The following is an 18,084-nucleotide window of genomic DNA, read 5'->3' on the forward strand; positions in this document are numbered from 1 at the left end:
TTTGCCTCAGTGCAGGGTCTCGGCCTCTTCCTTGTCGGCATCGACGCTTGAATCGACCGCAGTCGTCAGCGCCACGTCCATCGTCACATTGCCCACCGTGCGCATGAGGTCGGGCAGGACTTCCACCGCCACCAGCACGCCGAGCGGCCAGAGCGGCACCCCCATGGCGGCCGCGATCGGCCCGATCGAGGAGACAAAGCTGATCGTGCCCGGCAGCGAGACCGCGCCGAACGTGGTCGCAAAGGCCACCAGCGCGCCGGCGACCAGCGCGCCGCCGGTGAGTTCGACGCCCGCCAGCTTCGCCGCGTAGACGGCTACCGCCATGTTCATCGCCGGGCCGGTGGCGCGGAACAGGGTGACGGCGAGCGGCAGCACGAATTCCGCCGTGGTGGCCGAGACGCCGAGCTTGCGGCTGGATGCCAGCATCGCCGGGACCGTGGCGATCGAGGACTGGGTCGAGATCGCGACGATCTGCGCGGGCAGGATGGCGGCGGCGAAGGCCGGCAGCGAGCGCCGCCCCGCAAACACCGCGATCAGGTAGCCCGCGATCATCATCACGCTGCCCACGCTGACGACCAGGATGATGTAGTGGGCCAGCGCACCGAGCGCGGCGCCGCCGCTGCGCACGCCGAGGCCGAAGCCCAGGGCGAAGACGCCGATCGGCGCCAGCTTCAGCACCCAGCCGATCACCACCATCATCGCCCCGGCAAGCCCTTCGAACAGCACCGCCAGCAAGCGGCGCGGTTCGTCAGCCAGTCTCGTGGAGGCGATGGCAAAGAGGGCAACAAAGACGATCACCGGCAGCATCGCATCGGCGGCGGCGGCCGAGATCACGTTTTCCGGCATCAGCGAGGAAAGGAAGTCGGCAATTCCGGGAACCTTGCCGGGGTCTTCGGGGTGGGCGAACTGCACGCCGGCGGGAATCGGGAAGAATTTCAGCAGGATCGGCATCAGCACCGCGCCCAGCGTCGCGCTCAGGGCGAGCAAACCGATGATGGTGCCAAGCGTGCGGCGGGCCATGGCGCCCGCGCTCGCCACCGCGATGGTCTCGACGATGCCGGTGAACAGCAGTCCCGCCACCAGCGGCAGGATGGTCATCTGCAAGCCCTGCAGCCACAGCGAACCGATCGGCCCGGCCACTTCGAGGATCGGCACCGCCATGGGATTGCCGGCCAGTACGAGGCCGAGGACAAGTCCGGCGACAAGGCCGATCAGCGTCAGGGTGCCGGGAACGCGGATCTCGGGGATGCGAGAGGCACTGCTTTCGGCGGCCTTGGGGCTGGGGCTATGCATCGGGCTCCTGGGAATTTGCGACCTTCGTCTGGTTGTTCATACTGATGACGGGGGCGCATGGCAATTTGCCCAAGGCTTGGGTATGAGCCCGCGTCATACCCCATTCACGAAATGGTCTCCAAGAGGGCAGGTCATGAGCAGACAGTTCTTCGGCACCGACGGTATCCGCGGTCGCACCAACCAGGGCGCGATGACCGCCGCCATTGCCATGAAGGTCGGCCAGGCCGCCGGGACCCGCTTCCTGCGCGGGACCCACAAGCACCGCGTGGTGATCGGCAAGGATACCCGCCTGTCGGGCTACATGCTGGAAAATGCGATGGTCGCCGGTTTCACCAGCGTCGGCATGGACGTGGTCCTGCTCGGCCCGATGCCGACGCCTGCGGTCGCCCTGCTGACCCGTGAACTGCGCGCCGATGTCGGCGTGATGATCTCGGCCAGCCACAACCCTTACGAGGACAACGGCATCAAGCTGTTCGGCCCCGATGGCTTCAAGCTCTCCGACGAGGATGAGCTGGCGATCGAGGCCATGCTGGGGCAGGACATTCCGCTCGCCGCGTCCGAGGAAATCGGCCGGGCCCGCCGCATCGACGACGCGCGCGGCCGCTATATCCACGCAGTCAAGCGCTCGCTGCCCGAGGCGATCCGTCTCGACGGTCTCAAGATCGCGGTCGATTGCGCCAATGGCGCGGCCTATCAGGTGGCCCCGTCCGCGTTCTGGGAACTGGGCGCGGAAGTCGTGCCGATCGGCGTTTCGCCCAACGGCAAGAACATCAATGCCAAGTGCGGCTCCACCCATGTCGAGGCCTTGCAGGAGACCGTGGTCTCCTCGGGCGCGGACATCGGCATCGCGCTCGATGGCGACGCCGACCGCCTGATCGTGGTCGACGAGAAGGGCCAGACGGTCGACGGTGACCAGATCATGGCGCTGATCGGCACCCAGCTGGCCGCGCGCGGCGCGCTGCGCGGCGGCGGCGTGGTGGCGACGGTCATGTCGAACCTCGGCCTCGAACGCTATCTGAACGCACAGGGCCTGACGCTGGAGCGCACCAAGGTGGGCGACCGTCATGTGCTGGAGCGGATGCGCGCGGGTGGTTTCAATGTCGGCGGCGAACAGTCCGGCCACATGATCCTGCTCGACCATGCGACCACCGGCGACGGTACCGTGGCGGCGCTGCAGGTGCTGGCTGCGCTGGTCCAGTCGGGCAAGCCGGCGAGCGAGATGCTGCACCTGTTCGATCCGGTGCCGCAGCTCTTGCGCAACGTGCGTTTCGGTGGAGGCAAGCCGCTGGAGGCAGACCGCGTGAAGGCGGTGATCGCCGAGGCCGAGGCCGCGCTCGAGGGCAAGGGGCGCCTGGTGATCCGCGCCTCGGGCACCGAGCCGGTGATCCGCGTCATGGCGGAAGGGGACAATGCCGGTGAGGTCGAGGCGGCGGTCGCCTCGATCTGCGCCGCTGTGGAAGAGGCTGCTGCATAATGGCTCTGGAAATGCGTCCCGATTGCGAACGCTGCGGCACCGACCTTCCGGCGGAGGCGCCCGGCGCCTTCATCTGCAGCTTCGAATGCACCTACTGCGTCGAATGCGCCGATGCCCTGGACGACCTGTGCCCCAATTGCGGCGGCGAACTGGTCGACCGGCCGACGCGGGCGAAGCAGCACTTCGATTCCGCGCCGCCTTCCAAGGAACGGCGCTTCAAGGGCTGATGCCGTAGCGGCGCGCCAGCGGCAGAACTTGTCGAAGCGCGCCGGTGCTGCCATCAGCCTTGGCCATGACCACACCGCTCATGACGCCGCCGGCTCGCATCCTGTCCATCGCCGGTTCCGATTCCTCGGGCGGGGCGGGCATTCAGGCCGACATCAAGACGATCACCGTGCTGGGCGGTTATGCCATGACCGCGATCACCGCGATCACCGCGCAGAATACCTGCGGGGTGACGGACGTGGCGGCGCTTTCGCCCGAAATGGTGGCGGCGCAGATCGATGCCTGTATCGGCGATATCGGCGTCGATGCCGTGAAGATCGGCATGCTCGGCAGCCCGGAGATCGCCCGTGTCGTGGCCGAACGGCTCGAGGCGCTGGCGGTGCCGGTGATCTTCGACCCGGTGATGATCGCCACCAGCGGCTCGATTCTTGCCGACAAGCAGACCATCGCCGGGTTCGAGCGGTTGATGGCGCTGGCCACGCTGACGACGCCCAATGTCCCCGAACTGGCCGTGTTGGGAGGGGACGAGGGCATGGCGGCGCGCGGCGTGACTTATATCGCCAAGGGCGGCGATGCCGATGGGCCACTGGTCGAGGATCGCCTTGTCCGTCCGGGAGAAGCCCCGCTGACATGGACGGCCCCGCGTATCGAGACGCGCCACAGCCATGGCACCGGCTGCACCTTTTCCAGCGCCATAGCGACGTACATGGGGCGCGGCGACGATCTGGTTTCGGCTATCGAGCAGGCGCGCGGCTTCGTGCGCGGCGCCTTGCTGGCTGCCCCGGGCTTTGGCGCCGGGAACGGCCCGCTCGGCCATCACGCGATGCGCTAAGGGACTATTCGGGAGCGTCCAGCCGCAGGTAGATGCTGTCGCACCAGACGCCGCCGACGTGCCATGTCCGCGCCGCGCGGCCGGTTTCCTGAAAACCCAGCCGGGCGAGCAAGGCCAGCGAGCGCCGGTTGCGCGGATCGACGTCGGCCGTGACATGCGCGAGGCGGTGTACGGCAAAGGCGCGGCCGATCACCGCTTCCAGCGCCTCTTGCGCATAGCCTTGTCCCCAGAACGCGGGATCGAGGATGAAGCCGATCTCGGGAAAGCGCCAGAAGCCGGCCTTGCCGATCACCCGCCCGTCCAGCGTGACGATGAAGTCCTCGCCCTGGTCCGGGGGAATCGCGATCATCCCGGCCAGCCAGTCGCGCGTTTCGGCCATCTCGGCATGGGGCGGGCGCGACCAGTAGGCCATGGCCTCGGGCTGCACGAAGATCGCGTGAAGCGCTCCGGCATCGCGGGCAAGGGCAGGGCGCAGCAGCAGCCTTTCGGTGCGAAGCTGCGCCCCCATTATGCGGTCAACCGCAGTCGAGGTCGTAGAACTCGCGCACGACCTTCCAGCCTTCCTCGGCGGTTTCGCACCAGTGGAACAGCTTGAGATCGCTCTTGTTGATCACGCCTTCCTCGGCCAGCGCCTCGAAATTGACCACGCGTTCCCAGAATTCGCGGCCGTAGAGCAGGATCGGCATCGGCTTCATCTTGCCGGTCTGGATCAGGGTCAGCAGTTCGAAGAATTCGTCGAAGGTGCCGAAGCCGCCCGGGAACACCGCCACCGCGCGGGCGCGCAGCAGGAAGTGCATCTTGCGCAGCGCGAAATAGTGGAACTGGAACGAGAGGCGCGGCGTCACGTAAGGATTGGGCGCCTGCTCGTGTGGCAGCACGATGTTGAGCGCCAGCGTCTCGGCGCCGACTTCGCGGGCCCCGCGGTTGGCCGCTTCCATGATCGAGGGGCCGCCGCCCGAGCAGACCACGAACTGGCGCATGCCCTTTTCCACGACCGCGCACTTGCTGGCGATCTGGGCGAGTTCGCGCGCCACTTCATAATACTTGGCCTTGGCGACAAGGCGCTCGGCCACTTTCTTTTCTTCGTCGGTGGTGGCGCGGGCCAGCACGGCATCGCTCTGTTCGGGCGAAGGGATGCGGGCGGAGCCGTACATCACCAGGGTGGAGCCGATGTTGGCTTCTTCGAGCAGCATCTCGGGCTTCAGCAGTTCCAGCTGGAAGCGGACCGGGCGCAACTCGTCGCGCAGCAGGAACTCGGTGTCCTGGAAGGCGAGGCGGTAGGAGGGGTTCTGCGTCTGCAGCGTGCCTTCCTGCGCATCGGCGAAGGAGGCTTCCTGCTCGGCCTTGTAGAACCGGCGCTTGGTGACTTTGGTGTCTTCAGTATCGCTCATCGGGGTACCTTGGCCGCAGGACGCGGCGGGAGAAAGCACAAATATCTAGGCCGCTTGCGGTTGCATGCAAGAGACTGGCGCGCGTAGCGTGCGGGGCATGACGAATTCGACCCTCACCCGCCGCGCGGCACTGGCCGGTCTTGGCATTGGCGCGGCTTCGGCGGCGCTGCCGGCATGGCCCGCGTTTTCCGCAGCCCCCGCGCCCCGGCTGGTCAAGCCGCCGCGCCTGCGCGAGGGCGACGTGCTGGGGCTGGTGGCCCCGGCCGGTTTCATCGGCGACCGCTTCGGGCTGGAGCAGGTCATGGCGAGCGTGCGTGCCATGGGTCTCGTGCCCCGGCCCGCACCGCACATGCTGGAGCGCGAGGGCTATCTGGCCGGTTCGGATCGGACGCGCGCCGATGACCTGATGGCGATGTTTGCCGACCCTGACGTGCGCGGCGTGATATCGGTGCGCGGCGGCTGGGGCTGCGCGCGGATCCTGCCGCTGCTCGACTATGCGAGGATCGCGAGGACTCCCAAGCTGTTTGTCGGATTCAGCGACAATACCGCTCTGCACCTCGCCTTCGCGGCACGCACCGGCGTTGCCAGCATCCACGGCCCCAACGCCTCGGCCTCCTGGCCGCCGGCGGCCTGGGCGAACTTCCACGCGCTCGCTTTCGAGGGGGCGACGCCGACCTGGCAGGTGCCCGAAGGCACCGGCCTCAACCTGGCCGGACGCGGCAAGGACTTGCGCACCTTCCGCGGCGGCAAGGCGCGCGGAAAGCTGCTGGGCGGCAATCTCTCGGTGCTCTCGGCGCTGGTCGGCACGCCCTACCTGCCCGACTTCACCGGCGCGGTGCTGTTCCTGGAAGACACCAACGAATCCGAATACCGCATCGACCGCATGCTGACCCAGCTGGCGCTGGCAGGGGTGTTGGACAAGGTGGCGGGCATTGTCTTTGGCCAGTGCACCCATTGCACCAACCCCGACGGCGGCTTTTCCAACTTCACCATCTACGAAGTGCTCGATCGCCAGTTCGGCGGGCTCAAGGTTCCGGCGTTCCAGGGGCTCCAGATCGGTCATATCGCCGCGCAGGACAGCGTGCCGGTGGGCCTGCCGGTGGAGATCGACGCCGATGCCGGCACCATGCGCCTGCTCGAAGCAGCAGTTGGTTGAGGGGGCAGTTGAAGGGCGTCAGTTGATGAAATGCCGCCCCAGCGTGGGGTTGGTCAGGCTGCCGAGGCCGTAACGCGCGACAAGATCGGCATAAACCGCGCCGTCCAGCGGATCGGCAAATTCGAGCCCGGTGCCGTGCCCGTCAGACCAGGCCACGAAAGCCAGCGCCGGACGGCAGCCGGGCAATCCCAGGCTGACCGCTTCATCGGTTTTCAACGCCCCGATGCCTTCGATCCGGGCGCCGAAGCGGGTCAGATCCTTGAGTACCACGGTGGAACTGGTGAGATCATGGCGGAACGTCGCCATGATCTCCACGACCGCGCGCGGATCGCGGCGTTCCTGATCGAGGTTCTCAGTCTCGCGGCCCTCAGTCTCGGGGGAAATCTGCGGGCTGTGCGGTCTCCGGTACTCCACCATGCGATCCGACCTCGCGCGTGTTGATGCTGCCTGTTGCGCGCAAGAATAGCGCGGTTTTCCTGCGTCCCCGCTTCCGGGCGCCTAGGCACTCTTCCGGGGGAAACGCATGGGATCGGAGTGCGTTCCTGATGCCAGGGGGTTTAACCTCGCCGCTCGCATCCCTAGTTTCCCATCGTCATGACAACCGGAAAAGACCTGATGGCCCGTTCGCTGCTCGATCCCCTTGCCCTGCCCGACTATGCCGCGCTGACCAGCGAGGCGATTGCCTCCGCGCTGGAAACCGCGCTGGCGGACATGCAGGCGGCCGTGGCGCGGATCGTGGCGGACAAGCCGGACGATTTCGATTCGGCCTGGCTGCCGCTCGAGGCGGCCGATACCGCGCTGGACGCGCTGTGGTCGGCGGTCTCGCACCTCAAGTCGGTGGCCAACACCCCCGAACTGCGCGAGGCCCATGCCGCCGGCCAGCAGCGCATCGTCGAAGTGATGACGGCGGTATTCCAGGACCACGACCTCTACGAAGTGATCGCCGCGCTGGAGAGCAGCCCCGGCTTTGCCGGGCGCTCCGCTGCCGACCGGGCCGCGGTCGAGCACATGCTGCGCAGCTTCCGCCTCTCCGGCGTTGCCCTGCCGGCCGGGCAGCGCGCGCGCTTTGCCGAGATTTCGATGGAGCTGGCGGGCCTTTCCAATGCCTTTTCCGCCGCCGTCCTCGACGCGACCGATGCCTGGAGCGAGCACGTTACCGATGCCGCCGTCCTGGCCGGCATTCCCGAGGCGGCGATGGAGATGTTTGCCGCCAATGCCGCCGCCAAGGGGCTGGAAGGCTGGGTGGTCACGCTGCAGTGGCCCAGCGTCAACGCGGTGCTGACGTTTGCCGAGGATCGCGGCCTCAGGGAGCGTGTCTATACCGCCTTCGGCACCCGCGCCTCCGACCAGGGGCCCAATGCGGGGGAGTTCGACAACACGCAGCGTATCGCCCGCATCCTCGAACTGCGGCGCGAGGCGGCCACCTTGCTGGGCTTTGCCGATCCGGTGGAACTCTCGCTCGCGACGAAGATGGCCCCGAATGCGGGCGAGGTGCTGCACTTCCTGCGCGATCTGGCCGCCCGCGCCCGCCCCGGGGCCGAGCGCGACCTTGCCGCCGCCCGTGAATTTGCCGCGCAGGACCTCGCCATCGACGATCTCCAGCCCTGGGACCTGACCTTCGTTGCCAACCGCATCAAGCTGGCGCGCTTTGCCGTCGACGAGCAGGAAGTGCGCGCCTACTTCCCGGTCGAGCGCGTGCTGGCGGGCTGGCAGGTGCTGCTCGGGCGCCTCTTCGGCATTACCCTGATCGAGCGGACCGGCGTTTCGCTCTGGCACGCCGATGCCCGTTATTACGATGTGGCGGACGAGCAGGGCGCGGTGATCGCCGGGCTCTACCTCGATCTCCACGCCCGGCAGGGCAAGCAGGGCGGCGCCTGGATGGCGCAGGCCCGCCCGCGCCTGTCCGAAGGCAACACCGCTCGTGTGCCGGTGGCCTACCTCACCTGCAACTTCGCGCCGAGGGGCGGCGACACCCCCTCGCTGCTGGCCCACACCGAAGTGGAAACGCTGCTGCACGAGACCGGGCACTGCCTCCACCACCTCTTCACCCGCGTCAACCGGCCGAGCGTGGCGGGCACCAGCGGTTTCGAGTGGGACGCCATCGAACTGCCCAGCCAGCTGATGGAAGACTTCGCCTGGGACCGCGAAGTGCTCACCGGCATGTCCGGCCATTACCGCAGCGGCGCGCCGCTGCCCGCAGAACTGTTCGAGAAGATGCTTGCCGCCCGCCGCTTCCAGTCGGGCCTCTTTGTGCTGCGCCAGATCGAGTTCGGCCTGTTTGACCTCCTGCTCCACCTCGGCACCATGGGCAGCGACCCGATGGAAGTGATCGAGGCGGTGCGCGAGGAAGTGGCGGTCGTCCACCCACCCGAATGGCACCGCTTCCCCCACGCCTTCAGCCACGTCTTCGCGGGCGGCTATGCCTCGGGCTATTACAGCTACCTCTGGGCCGAAGTGCTGGCGGCGGACGGCTTCGGCAAGTTCGTGGAAGCGGGCGTGGTGGACCGCGCGACGGGCGACGCCTTGCGCGAGGAAATCCTCTCGCGCGGCGCCACCCGCCCGGCCGCCGACAGCTTCCGCGCCTTCCGTGGACGCGACGCGGACGTCACCGCGCTGCTGGAGCGGCGCGGGCTGCTGGCCTGAGGGTTCGTCATCCCGGCGTGTGAGGCTGGCTGAAGGTTTCAAAAAGAGAAGATTCCGGGGGATGATCCCCCGGACCCTCGGAGCGCTATCTTTGCGCGCTGCTTAGGCGCGGCGCGCCCATGGTGAGGTTGAAGCGGAAGGTCTGTCGGCCATGCGGTGACAGAGACGGCTGTTTAGGCTGATGCCACGACTGTCAGGTGGAGCTGATTTGGGTTGGGAGCGGACTGTCGGGTTCGGATTTCAAAATACCAGTTGCTGATGCCAAATCCGCACCCAGAACTTCGTCATTCCCGCGAAGGCGGGAATCCAGTCAGCGCAGCGCGTCGAAGCCAAAGCCGGTGGGGAGATCGCGCCACTGCGGATTGCCTTCATTGCGACGTTGTTACTGGATTCCCGCCTTCGCGGGAATGACGAATGGAGTGAACAATCGGCAAGCCATCCGGGTTCAACGAACATCTACTTTGGGGCGCATCCGGAAAGTCCGTTGCCGGCGAAGAAGTCGATTGCTCGGCCAAACTTACCCCACCCCCGCCTAACCACGCTGCAAATACCTAGTCTCCCGCATAATCGATTGGACTTGGCCGCCCGGTAGCGGACAACGGCCAGGCCCAGATTTCGCGTCATGCACGGTGCGGGATGCCTTCAGGACCCGACAGTAACGGGCCAGGAACAAGGGCGTGGAAAGGGAGAGAATGGTTCGACATCACCAGGCCGGCTGGATGACCGGCATATCGCTGCTGCTGCCGATCACGCTGACGACGATGGCGATCGTGCTGTTGACGCCGATCGTGCCGGATCTGATGGCCGAGTTTTCCTCGGTGCCGAACCACGAATACTGGGTGCCGATGATCCTGACGCTGCCGTCGCTCTGCGTGGCGCTGCTGTGCCCGGTGGCGGGGATCATGGGCGACTACTTCGGGCGGCGGCGCCTGCTGCTGTTCTCGTTCCTGCTCTATGCCGTGGTCGGCGTGATGCCGGTGTTCCTGCACGATCTGACCCATATCCTGATCTCGCGCGTGGGCGTGGGCATTGCGGAAGCGCTGATCTACGTGCTCTCGACGACGATGATCGGCGATTACAACAAGGGCGCCGCGCGCGACCGCTGGCTGGCGGCGCAGACCGCCTTTGCCTCGATGTCGGCGCTGCTGTTCTTCAACCTCGGCGGCGCGATGGGCGAGAGCGGCTGGCGCACGCCGTTCTGGGCCTATGCCTCGGCGCTGGTGATGTTCGCGCTGGTCTTCAAGTTCACGTGGGAGCCTTCGGGGGAGCCTTCGGGGGAGCCTTCGGGGGAGCCCTCGGGGGAGCCTGCAAGCGCGGCCCATCCTGATGACGAAGCCGATGTGCCGCCCCGTAATCTGTCGTGGGCGGGCTTTCCCTGGGCGAAGATGGCGATGATCGTGCTCATCACCATCTACGGTTCGGTGTTTTTCTATACCGTGCAGATCCAGGCGCCGAGCGGGCTTGCCGCACTGGGGCTGACCAGCCCGGCGAAGCGCGGGTTCCTGACGTCCCTCGCCTCGATCGGGGTGCCGCTGGGCACGTTCCTCTATTCGCGGATCGGGCCGAAGTGGCCGGTCGGGCGATTGCTGCTTATCGAGTTCGCGCTACTCTCGCTGGGTTTTGCGCTGATGGGCAAGGCGGGCGCGGTGCCGGGCTTCCTGATCGGCTGCTTCATCAACCAGATCGGCGCGGGCCTGCTGCTGCCGACGCTGCTGGTGTGGTCGATGTCGATCCTCTCGTTCGAGATCCGCGGGCGCGGCACCGGGTTCTGGCAATCGGCCTTTGCGCTGGGCCAGTTCCTCTCGCCGCTGGTGGTGACCTTTGCCGGGCAGCATACCGGCGGGCTGCTGGGCGCGTTCATGACGTTTTCGCTCGCGGCGCTGGGCGGGGTGATCATTGCCCTGATCGCCTCGCGCATGAATGGAAACCACAAGCTGGAGGTGGCCCATGGCTGATCGCCTCAAGGGCCGCGTGGCCATCGTCACCGGAGCGGGGAACGGCATCGGCGAGGGCGTTGCCCGGATATTCCGGCAGGAGGGCGCGGCCGTGATCGGTGTCGACCTGTCCGGCGCCGACGAGACCTGCGATCTCGCCGACGAGGCGCAGACGCAGGCGCTGTTCGCCCGCATCGGCGCCGAGCATGGCCGCATCGACGTGCTGGTCAACGCCGCCGCCTTTGCCGTGTTCGGCTGGATCGAGGACCTCTCTTACGCCGACTGGAAAAGGACGCTGACCGGCGAGCTGGACATCGTCTACCTCGCCACCCGCGCGGCCTGGCCGTGGCTCAGGGCGAGCGGCTCGGCGAGCGTCATCAACTTCGCCTCGGCCAATGCGCGCCATGCGCTGGAAGGCTCGCCGGCGCTGGCGCACTGCGCGGGCAAGGGCGGGGTTCTGGCGATGACGCGGCAACTGGCGATGGAGGGCGCGCCTCACGGCATCCGCGCCAACACCATCGCGCCGGGCTTCATCAGGACGGCGGCCACCGCGCGCCACCTCGCCGCCGATCCGGCCTTCGAGCAGCAAGTGCTCGCCAAGAACATGCTCAAGCGCCTCGGCGAGCCGGAGGACATCGCCTGGGCCGCCTGCTGGCTGGCCAGCGCAGAGGCGCGCTACGTCACCGGGGCCGATATTCCCATCGATGCGGGGGCGACGGCGTGGTGAGATCGATACCGTCGTGAAACGAAGAAGGCGGGGCCCCCCCGCCTTCCTTTTGGGCATCAGAACGGCTCGTTCAGGCGGGCCAGTGCGGTTTCCAGCAGCGCCGCGTGCTCCTGCGGCGGGCGATGCTCCATCTGCAGGCGGCCGATGCCGATGCTGCTCTCGATGATGAAGCGGCAGCGGTCGAAGCGGCGCTCTTCATAGGCGGCGAGGGCCTTGCCCACGGTGTCGGCAGCGGCGAGTTCCTCCGCCAGCACGATGGCGCTTTCGACCGCCATGCCCGCGCCCGAGGCGAGGTGCGGGGTCGTCGCATGGACGGCATCGCCCAGCAGCACCACCCGCCCGCTCGACCACGGACGCGGCTGCAAGGCGGCGGCGAGCGGACGGTAGTTGATCCAGTCCTCGCGCGTCATATTGTCGCGAATCCAGCCGGCATTGCCGCCGAACGGGGCGAGCAGTTCCTTGAGGGTGGTGAAGAGTTCCTCTTCGTCCATGAAGCGCTCGCGCTCCTCGTGGGCGGTCAGCATCCACATATAGACGTTGTCGGGACTGCATGCGGTGATCCCGCAGGGGGTATCGGTCCCGAGGAAGAATTCGCTTTCGCTGAGGCCGGGCGGTTTGCGGATCGAGATCCGCCAGCAGCCCTGTCCGGTCGGCTGGGCGGGGGCCATGTGCGGGAAGGCCAGTTCGCGCACGGCGGAAAAGACGCTGTCGGCGCCGATCACCAGATCGTAGCGGCCGGTGGAACCATCGGAAAAGGTTGCGTCGACACCCTGATCGTCGCTCTCGAGTGCGGTTACGGTCACGCCGAGGCGCACCGGGATGTCCAGCGCCTTCACGCGGGTCTGCATGATCCGGTGCAGCACCGGGCGCATGATGCCGCCGGTGGCCGGCAGGCCTTCCTCGATCACCGGTTCGTCCAGCACCTGCATCAGCGTGCCGTCGTAGCGATAGAGCCGCGTCTTGGTGGTGATCGCGCCGGCCTGCTTGATCTCGTCCAGCAGGCCGAGCCGCCGATAGGCGCGCAAGGTCGGCCCCGTGATGGTTATGCCGGCGCCGTAGACCCGCCAATCCGGGTCGAGGTCGATCAGGTCCACCCTGACGCCGCGCTCCGCAAGGCTGATGGCCGTCGCCATGCCGCCGATCCCTCCGCCCACGACAAGTGCCGTGGCGATGCTGCTGATGCTCTCCCGTGTCATGCATCGAGGACTAGCGAGGCGGCGGCTTCAGACAAATCCGAACTGTGGATGCGTGCCTATCGATACAATCGGTGTGACGCCGGAGCGCGGCTTGGTTAGCCCGATGCCAAGAACACAGCATATTTGGGAGGATCATCGTGCGCAAAGGGCTTCTGGAATCCGTCTGCCTGTCTGCCATTGTCCTGGCGGCACCGGCCATGGCGCAGGATAGCGCGACAGCGCCGCAGGCCAGCACCGACAATGGCGGCATCGGCGACATCATCGTCACCGCCCAGCGCCGCTCGGAATCGATGCAGCGCGCGGGCATCGCCATCGACGCGGTGGGTGGAGACGATCTCATCCAGTCGGGCGTCACCCAGGCCGATGCGCTGAACAAGGTCGTTCCCGCGCTCACCGTCACCAATGGCGGCGGCTCGAACACCTCGATCTTCCTGCGCGGCGTCGGCAACGTCACCAACTCCAGCTACAACGATCCGGCCGTGACGCCGAGCTACGACGGCGTCGTGCTGGGGCGCGCGGCGGGCGCGTTCGGGGCGGCGTTCTATGACCTGGCCCGCGTCGAAGTGCTGAAGGGGCCGCAGGGCATTCTCTATGGCCGCAATGCCACCGGCGGCGCGGTCAACATCATTCCCAACCGCCCGCAATTGGGCCAGAACAAGGGCGGCTTCACGCTCTCGGCCGGCAATTACGACGCGGTGAGCGTCGAGGGCTATGCCAACCTCGCCATCGGTGAGAACGCCGCGCTGCGTGTTGCCGGCACCCGCCAGTATCATGACGGCTACAACAAGGACGGCAGCGACGATCTCGACCGTACGGGCGTTCGTGCGCAATTGCTGTGGGAGCCGACCGACACCTTGAGCGTGCGCGTGGGCGGCGACTACACCCACGTCGGCGGTGTCGGCGCGGGGGGCAGCTATATCGGCTCGTTCACGCCGGGGGCATCGGGCTTCACCTTCACGGCATCGGGTCTCGGCAAGTCGGAGGGCTTCAACACCGATGCCGCCAATGCCTTCCGCCAGACCTCGCTGGGCGCGCCGGGCTTCGGTTTCCTCGATGCGATGAATCGCCAGCAGATGACCGACAACACCTATTGGGGCGCCAATGCCGAGATCACGCTCGATACCGGCATCGGCACGCTGACGGTGCTGCCCGCCTATCGCAAGGCCGATGCCACCAGCTTCTTCTACGGCCCGGCGTTCAACACCGCCTACACCGACGAGCATGACCGTCAGGCCAGCCTCGAAACCCGTCTGGCGGGCAAAGTGGGCATGTTCGAGTACGTGGTCGGCGGCTTCTATTTCAACGAGAAGATCCAGAACACCGGCGAGTACAACCAGGAATTCGTGCTGCCGATCCAGCACTATACCCACAAGACCGAATCGTACGCGGCCTTCGGCCAGCTGACCGCGCACCTGACCGACGCGTTCCGCCTGATCGGCGGTCTGCGTTATACCCATGACCACAAGTCGATCGACGGCATCATCAACAACTTCATCGTCTATTGCGGCGGCCTGCCGCCGACGACGCCGCCGGCCTCGTTCGCGGCGGGCTGCGCCAATCCGGGTGCGCTGCCGCACTTCCCGAACTTCACCTCCACCGGCGACACGGTGAACTGGCTGATCGCCAATGGCTTCATCGATGCCAGCAGCACCGACGAGCCCAACGGCCAGTTCTACAACCTGACCAACGGTGTCGGCATCATCCAGAAGACGTATTACCCGGTGGTCGAATCGGGCAGCTACAGCCGGGTGACCTGGAAGGCGGGCGCCGAGTACGACGTGGCCCCGGATTCGCTGCTCTATGCCACGGTCGAGAGCGGCTACCGCGCGGGCGGTTTCCAGCTTTCCGAGGGCAATCCCAGCTACAAGCCGGAATTCATCACCGCCTACACGATCGGATCGAAGAACCGCTTCTTCAACAACAAGATCCAGCTCAACGTCGAGGCGTTCTACTGGAAGTACAAGGACCAGCAGATCAACTACTTCACGGTCTCGCCGGACTCGGTGCTGATCAACACGATCGACAATGCGGGCAAGGCCGACATCAAGGGCTTCGACGTCGATTTCATGGCCAAGCCCATGCACAACACCACGCTTTCGGCCAAGGTCCAGTACCTTGATACCGAGTACAAGCAGCTGACGCTCACCACCGCCTCGCCGCGCAACAACATCAACTGCCCGTCGAGCGCCACCGGCGACACCCTGACCGACGGCACCGCGATCCTCGCGTTCGACTGTTCGGGCCGTCCGCTGCTCTATTCGCCGAAATGGACGGTGAATCTGGGCGTCGAGCAGATCGTGCCGCTCGGCGACAGCTACGAACTGGTTGCCGGGGTCAACACCTCGTGGCGCTCCTCGCAGTATGGCGCATTCGAGTATCTCGATTTCGAGAAGATCCGTTCGTACTGGCTGACCGACGCCAACCTGGCGCTGCGCCTGTCCGATGGCGGCCTTTCCATCGGTGCCTTTGTCCAGAACATCGAGAACAAGCGCCGGATCGCGACACCGCAATCCTCGCCGATCGGCTTTGCAGTGGCACGCTATACCGCGCCGCGCACCTACGGCCTGCGTCTCTCGGCGGAATTCTGAGGGCATGGAGGCATTCTCTGACCGCCGCAGGGTGCTGGCGTGGCTGGGCGCGACGAGTGCACTCGTCGCGCTTGCAGGGCCGGGCAGGGCGCTGGCCCGCCCGGCCCCGCCTCCCCCTCCAAACCGGCCAAACATCGTCTACATCATGGCCGACGACCTCGGCTATGCGGACCTTTCCGCCACCGGCTCGCACGCGATCCGCACGCCCGCGATCGACAGCCTCGGCCGTGACGGCGTGCGGCTGACGCAGGGCTATGCCAGCACGCCGATCTGCTCGCCCACGCGCACGGCGCTGCTGACCGGCTGCTATGCTCAGCGCTTTGCCATCGGTATCGAGGAACCGCTCGGCCCCGGCGCGCCGCCGCATATCGGCGTGCCGCTGGACCGGCCGACCATCGCCTCGGTCCTGCGCGATCGGGGGTATCACACCAAGCTGATCGGCAAGTGGCATCTGGGCGAACCGCCCGAACATGGCCCGCTCCAGCACGGATACGACGAGTTCCTTGGCGTGGTCGAAGGCGCGGCGGACTATTTCCGGCATCACATGGTGATGGGCGGCAAGGACCAGGGCATCGGCCTCGCGCAGGACAACGCGCCCCAGCAGCGCGACGGCTATCTCACCGACCTGTTCGGGGACGAGGCGGTTCGCACCATCGAGGGCGCGGGCGACAGGCCGTTCTTTCTCTCGCTCCACTTCAACGCCCCGCACTGGCCCTGGGAAGGGCGCGAGGATGCGGCGGCGGCCAAAGCCCTCCCCAATTCCTTCCACTACGAAGGCGGCAACCTCGCCAAGTACAAGGAAATGGTGGAGGCGATGGACCAGAACGTCGCCAAGGTGCTCGCCGCGCTGGAACGCACCGGCAAGGCGCAGAACACCATCGTTGTCTTCACCAGCGACAACGGCGGCGAGCGGTTCTCGGAGACATGGCCCTTCATCGGCCACAAGGGCGAAGTGCTGGAAGGCGGCATCCGCGTGCCGATCCTGATGCGCTGGCCGGGGCATATCGCGCCGGGCACGCTGTCCGATCAGGTCATGGCCTCGATGGATTTCCTGCCGACGTTGCTGACGATGGCGGGCGGCAATGTCGCCGGGGCGGGCTCGTTCGATGGCGTCGATTTCTCGGCGCAACTGACCGGCAAGGCCGCGCCGGTTCCGCGCACCCTGTTCTGGCGCTTCAAGGCCAACGAGCAGGCGGCAGTGCGGCAGGGTGACTGGAAATACGTGAAGATCGGCGGGAAGGAGCATCTCTACAACCTCGCCGAAGACGAGCACGAACGGGCCGAGCGCGCCGCCGCGCAGCCCGCAAAGCTGGCCGAACTGAAGGCCCTGTGGGACGGCTGGAACGCCCGGATGCTGCCGTACCGCGTCGATGGATACTCCGAAGACGTGCGCAAGGCCTACTCTGACCGATATTAGGTCGTAAACGCATAAACGGCACCATCGAGGTTTGAGGCAAAATGGCTCAGCGGCAGGAGGGAAGGCGCTGGAATATGTCGATATTTCAAGACTTCCCGACGCAGCGCTGGGCCATTTTGGGTAAACCCCGAAGGGGCGCCCAAATGGCTTCCATCTCGAACCGAAGCGGCCTTGGACGGGCAACCAGCCCGCCCGGCGGCACCTTCGGCCCGAGCTGTTCGCCATTTGGGCGCCTCGATGGTGCCGTTTATGCGTTTACGACCTAGGGAGATCGATGTGAAAGTGCTCGTGACCGGAGCCGGCGGTTTTGTCGGCCGGCAACTCGTCCATGGCTTGCTCGATGCCGGACATGAAGTCGTCGGGATTGACAGCCATGGCGGCGGCATTCCTGAGGGCGCCCGCGCGGTCGAGGGTGATCTCGGCGCCGCCTCGGTCCGGGCCGAGGCGCTGGGCGATGGCTGCGATGCGCTGGTCCATCTCGCCACCGTTCCGGGCGGCGCGGCGGAGGCCGATCCGGTGGCCTCGCGCCGGATCAACGTGGATGCGATGTACGACCTGCTGCTGGAGGCGAGTGCGCTCACGCCGGGCCTGCGCGTGGCTTATGCCAGCTCCATCGCGGTCTACGGCGATCCGCTGCCCGCCGAAGTGGACGATGCCACGCCGCTTTCGCCGAAAATGATCTACGGCGGGCACAAGGCGATGATGGAACATGCCGTGGCCCTATTCTCCAATCGCGGGGTGATCGACGGGGTGACGGTGCGCCTGCCCGGCATTCTCGCGCGCCCCAAGGGGCCTTCGGGCATGAAGTCCGCCTTCATGTCGAACCTGTTCCATGCGCTGAAGGCGGGCGAGGCATTCACGTGTCCCGTCTCGGCTGCGGGCACGATCTGGGCGGAATCGCTGGAATGCGTGGCCCGCAACTTCATCCATGCCCTGGGGCTCGATACCGCGCTGCTGCCGCCGACCCGCGCGGTGACGCTGCCAGCCTTGCGCGTGACGATGGGCGATCTGGCCGCGGAGATCGCGCGGCAGTGCGGCGTCTCGCCCGATCTGGTCCGCTACGAGCCCGATGCCGCACTGGAGGCGGCGTTTGCCGCGCAGCCGCCGCTCTCCACTCCGGCGGCGGAAAAGGCGGGTTTTGCGCATGATGGCGATCTTGCTATGCTCGCCCAAAGCGCCCTGCGAACCCTCTCGTAAGGAGCGCGTGG

Annotated in this window: 15 protein-coding genes; 10 read left to right on the forward strand and 5 right to left on the reverse strand. The window is 66.7% G+C overall.

The genetic code is table 11. The features are described 5' to 3' along the window. Nucleotides 1–6 precede the first annotated feature (6 nt). Nucleotides 7–1,293, reverse strand: coding sequence for a dicarboxylate/amino acid:cation symporter (locus CA833_RS07590; protein WP_207079690.1), 1,287 nt, complete (start codon nt 1,291–1,293; stop codon nt 7–9). Nucleotides 1,294–1,426: 133 nt separating this feature from the next. On the opposite strand from CA833_RS07590, the gene glmM reads away from it, so the two are divergent. The 3 genes from glmM (at nt 1,427) to thiD (ending at nt 3,824) form a co-directional block, all read left to right on the forward strand. Continuing rightward, nucleotides 1,427–2,767, forward strand: a complete 1,341-nt coding sequence (glmM, locus tag CA833_RS07595) for a phosphoglucosamine mutase (RefSeq protein WP_142636270.1) — start codon at nt 1,427–1,429, stop codon at nt 2,765–2,767. Next, on the forward strand, nt 2,767–2,994 hold the full coding sequence (locus tag CA833_RS07600) for a DUF1272 domain-containing protein (RefSeq protein ID WP_142636268.1): 228 nt from the start codon (nt 2,767–2,769) through the stop codon (nt 2,992–2,994). The genes glmM and CA833_RS07600 overlap by 1 nt, the downstream gene beginning before the upstream one ends. Nucleotides 2,995–3,074: 80 nt before the next feature. Further along, nucleotides 3,075–3,824: a bifunctional hydroxymethylpyrimidine kinase/phosphomethylpyrimidine kinase gene (gene thiD / locus CA833_RS07605; RefSeq protein ID WP_142637999.1), complete on the forward strand. Its 750-nt coding sequence runs from the start codon at nt 3,075–3,077 to the stop codon at nt 3,822–3,824. A gap of 4 nt (nt 3,825–3,828) precedes the next feature. On the opposite strand, the gene CA833_RS07610 is transcribed toward thiD, so the two are convergent. Both CA833_RS07610 and CA833_RS07615 read right to left on the reverse strand, forming a co-directional pair. After that, nucleotides 3,829–4,332, reverse strand: a complete 504-nt coding sequence (locus CA833_RS07610; RefSeq protein WP_207079691.1) for a GNAT family N-acetyltransferase — start codon at nt 4,330–4,332, stop codon at nt 3,829–3,831. A gap of 7 nt (nt 4,333–4,339) precedes the next feature. Next, on the reverse strand, nt 4,340–5,215 hold the full coding sequence (locus tag CA833_RS07615; RefSeq protein ID WP_142636264.1) for a TIGR00730 family Rossman fold protein: 876 nt from the start codon (nt 5,213–5,215) through the stop codon (nt 4,340–4,342). Nucleotides 5,216–5,312: 97 nt separating this feature from the next. Here CA833_RS07615 and CA833_RS07620 point away from each other — a divergent pair, with 97 nt between their 5' ends. Then, nucleotides 5,313–6,371: an LD-carboxypeptidase gene (locus CA833_RS07620; RefSeq protein WP_207079692.1), complete on the forward strand. Its 1,059-nt coding sequence runs from the start codon at nt 5,313–5,315 to the stop codon at nt 6,369–6,371. A gap of 18 nt (nt 6,372–6,389) precedes the next feature. On the opposite strand, the gene CA833_RS07625 is transcribed toward CA833_RS07620, so the two are convergent. Beyond that, nucleotides 6,390–6,788, reverse strand: coding sequence for a hypothetical protein (locus CA833_RS07625; protein WP_242526317.1), 399 nt, complete (start codon nt 6,786–6,788; stop codon nt 6,390–6,392). Between the two features lie 177 nt (nt 6,789–6,965). Here CA833_RS07625 and CA833_RS07630 point away from each other — a divergent pair, with 177 nt between their 5' ends. From CA833_RS07630 to CA833_RS07640, 3 genes are all read left to right on the forward strand, one after another. Continuing rightward, complete coding sequence (locus CA833_RS07630; RefSeq protein WP_242526318.1) at nt 6,966–9,014, forward strand: M3 family metallopeptidase; 2,049 nt, start codon at nt 6,966–6,968, stop codon at nt 9,012–9,014. Nucleotides 9,015–9,706: 692 nt separating this feature from the next. After that, the gene (locus tag CA833_RS07635; protein WP_207079693.1) at nt 9,707–10,969 is read left to right on the forward strand and encodes an MFS transporter; all 1,263 of its coding nucleotides are present in this window, start codon (nt 9,707–9,709) and stop codon (nt 10,967–10,969) included. Next, nucleotides 10,962–11,675 carry an SDR family NAD(P)-dependent oxidoreductase gene (locus CA833_RS07640; RefSeq protein ID WP_207079694.1) on the forward strand — a complete coding sequence of 238 codons (714 nt, stop codon included), beginning with the start codon at nt 10,962–10,964 and terminating at the stop codon, nt 11,673–11,675. Before CA833_RS07635 ends, CA833_RS07640 begins: the two co-directional genes overlap by 8 nt. 56 nt (nt 11,676–11,731) lie before the next feature. Here the strand turns inward: CA833_RS07640 and CA833_RS07645 are convergent, their stop codons facing one another. Beyond that, nucleotides 11,732–12,871, reverse strand: a complete 1,140-nt coding sequence (locus CA833_RS07645) for an FAD-dependent oxidoreductase (protein WP_207079695.1) — start codon at nt 12,869–12,871, stop codon at nt 11,732–11,734. A 137-nt stretch (nt 12,872–13,008) separates the two neighbouring features. Here CA833_RS07645 and CA833_RS07650 point away from each other — a divergent pair, with 137 nt between their 5' ends. The 3 genes from CA833_RS07650 (at nt 13,009) to CA833_RS07660 (ending at nt 18,073) form a co-directional block, all read left to right on the forward strand. Continuing rightward, entirely contained in the window at nt 13,009–15,459 is a 2,451-nt protein-coding gene (locus CA833_RS07650; RefSeq protein WP_242526319.1) for a TonB-dependent receptor, read from the forward strand. Between the two features lie 4 nt (nt 15,460–15,463). Then, nucleotides 15,464–16,876, forward strand: coding sequence for a sulfatase-like hydrolase/transferase (locus CA833_RS07655; RefSeq protein WP_207079696.1), 1,413 nt, complete (start codon nt 15,464–15,466; stop codon nt 16,874–16,876). A gap of 276 nt (nt 16,877–17,152) precedes the next feature. Then, nucleotides 17,153–18,073 (forward strand): NAD-dependent epimerase/dehydratase family protein, encoded by a 921-nt coding sequence (locus tag CA833_RS07660; protein ID WP_207079697.1) that lies wholly within the window; start codon nt 17,153–17,155, stop codon nt 18,071–18,073. Nucleotides 18,074–18,084: the final 11 nt, after the last annotated feature.

Origin of the sequence: Novosphingobium sp. KA1, from assembly GCF_017309955.1 — a bacterium.
Lineage (GTDB): Bacteria > Pseudomonadota > Alphaproteobacteria > Sphingomonadales > Sphingomonadaceae > Novosphingobium.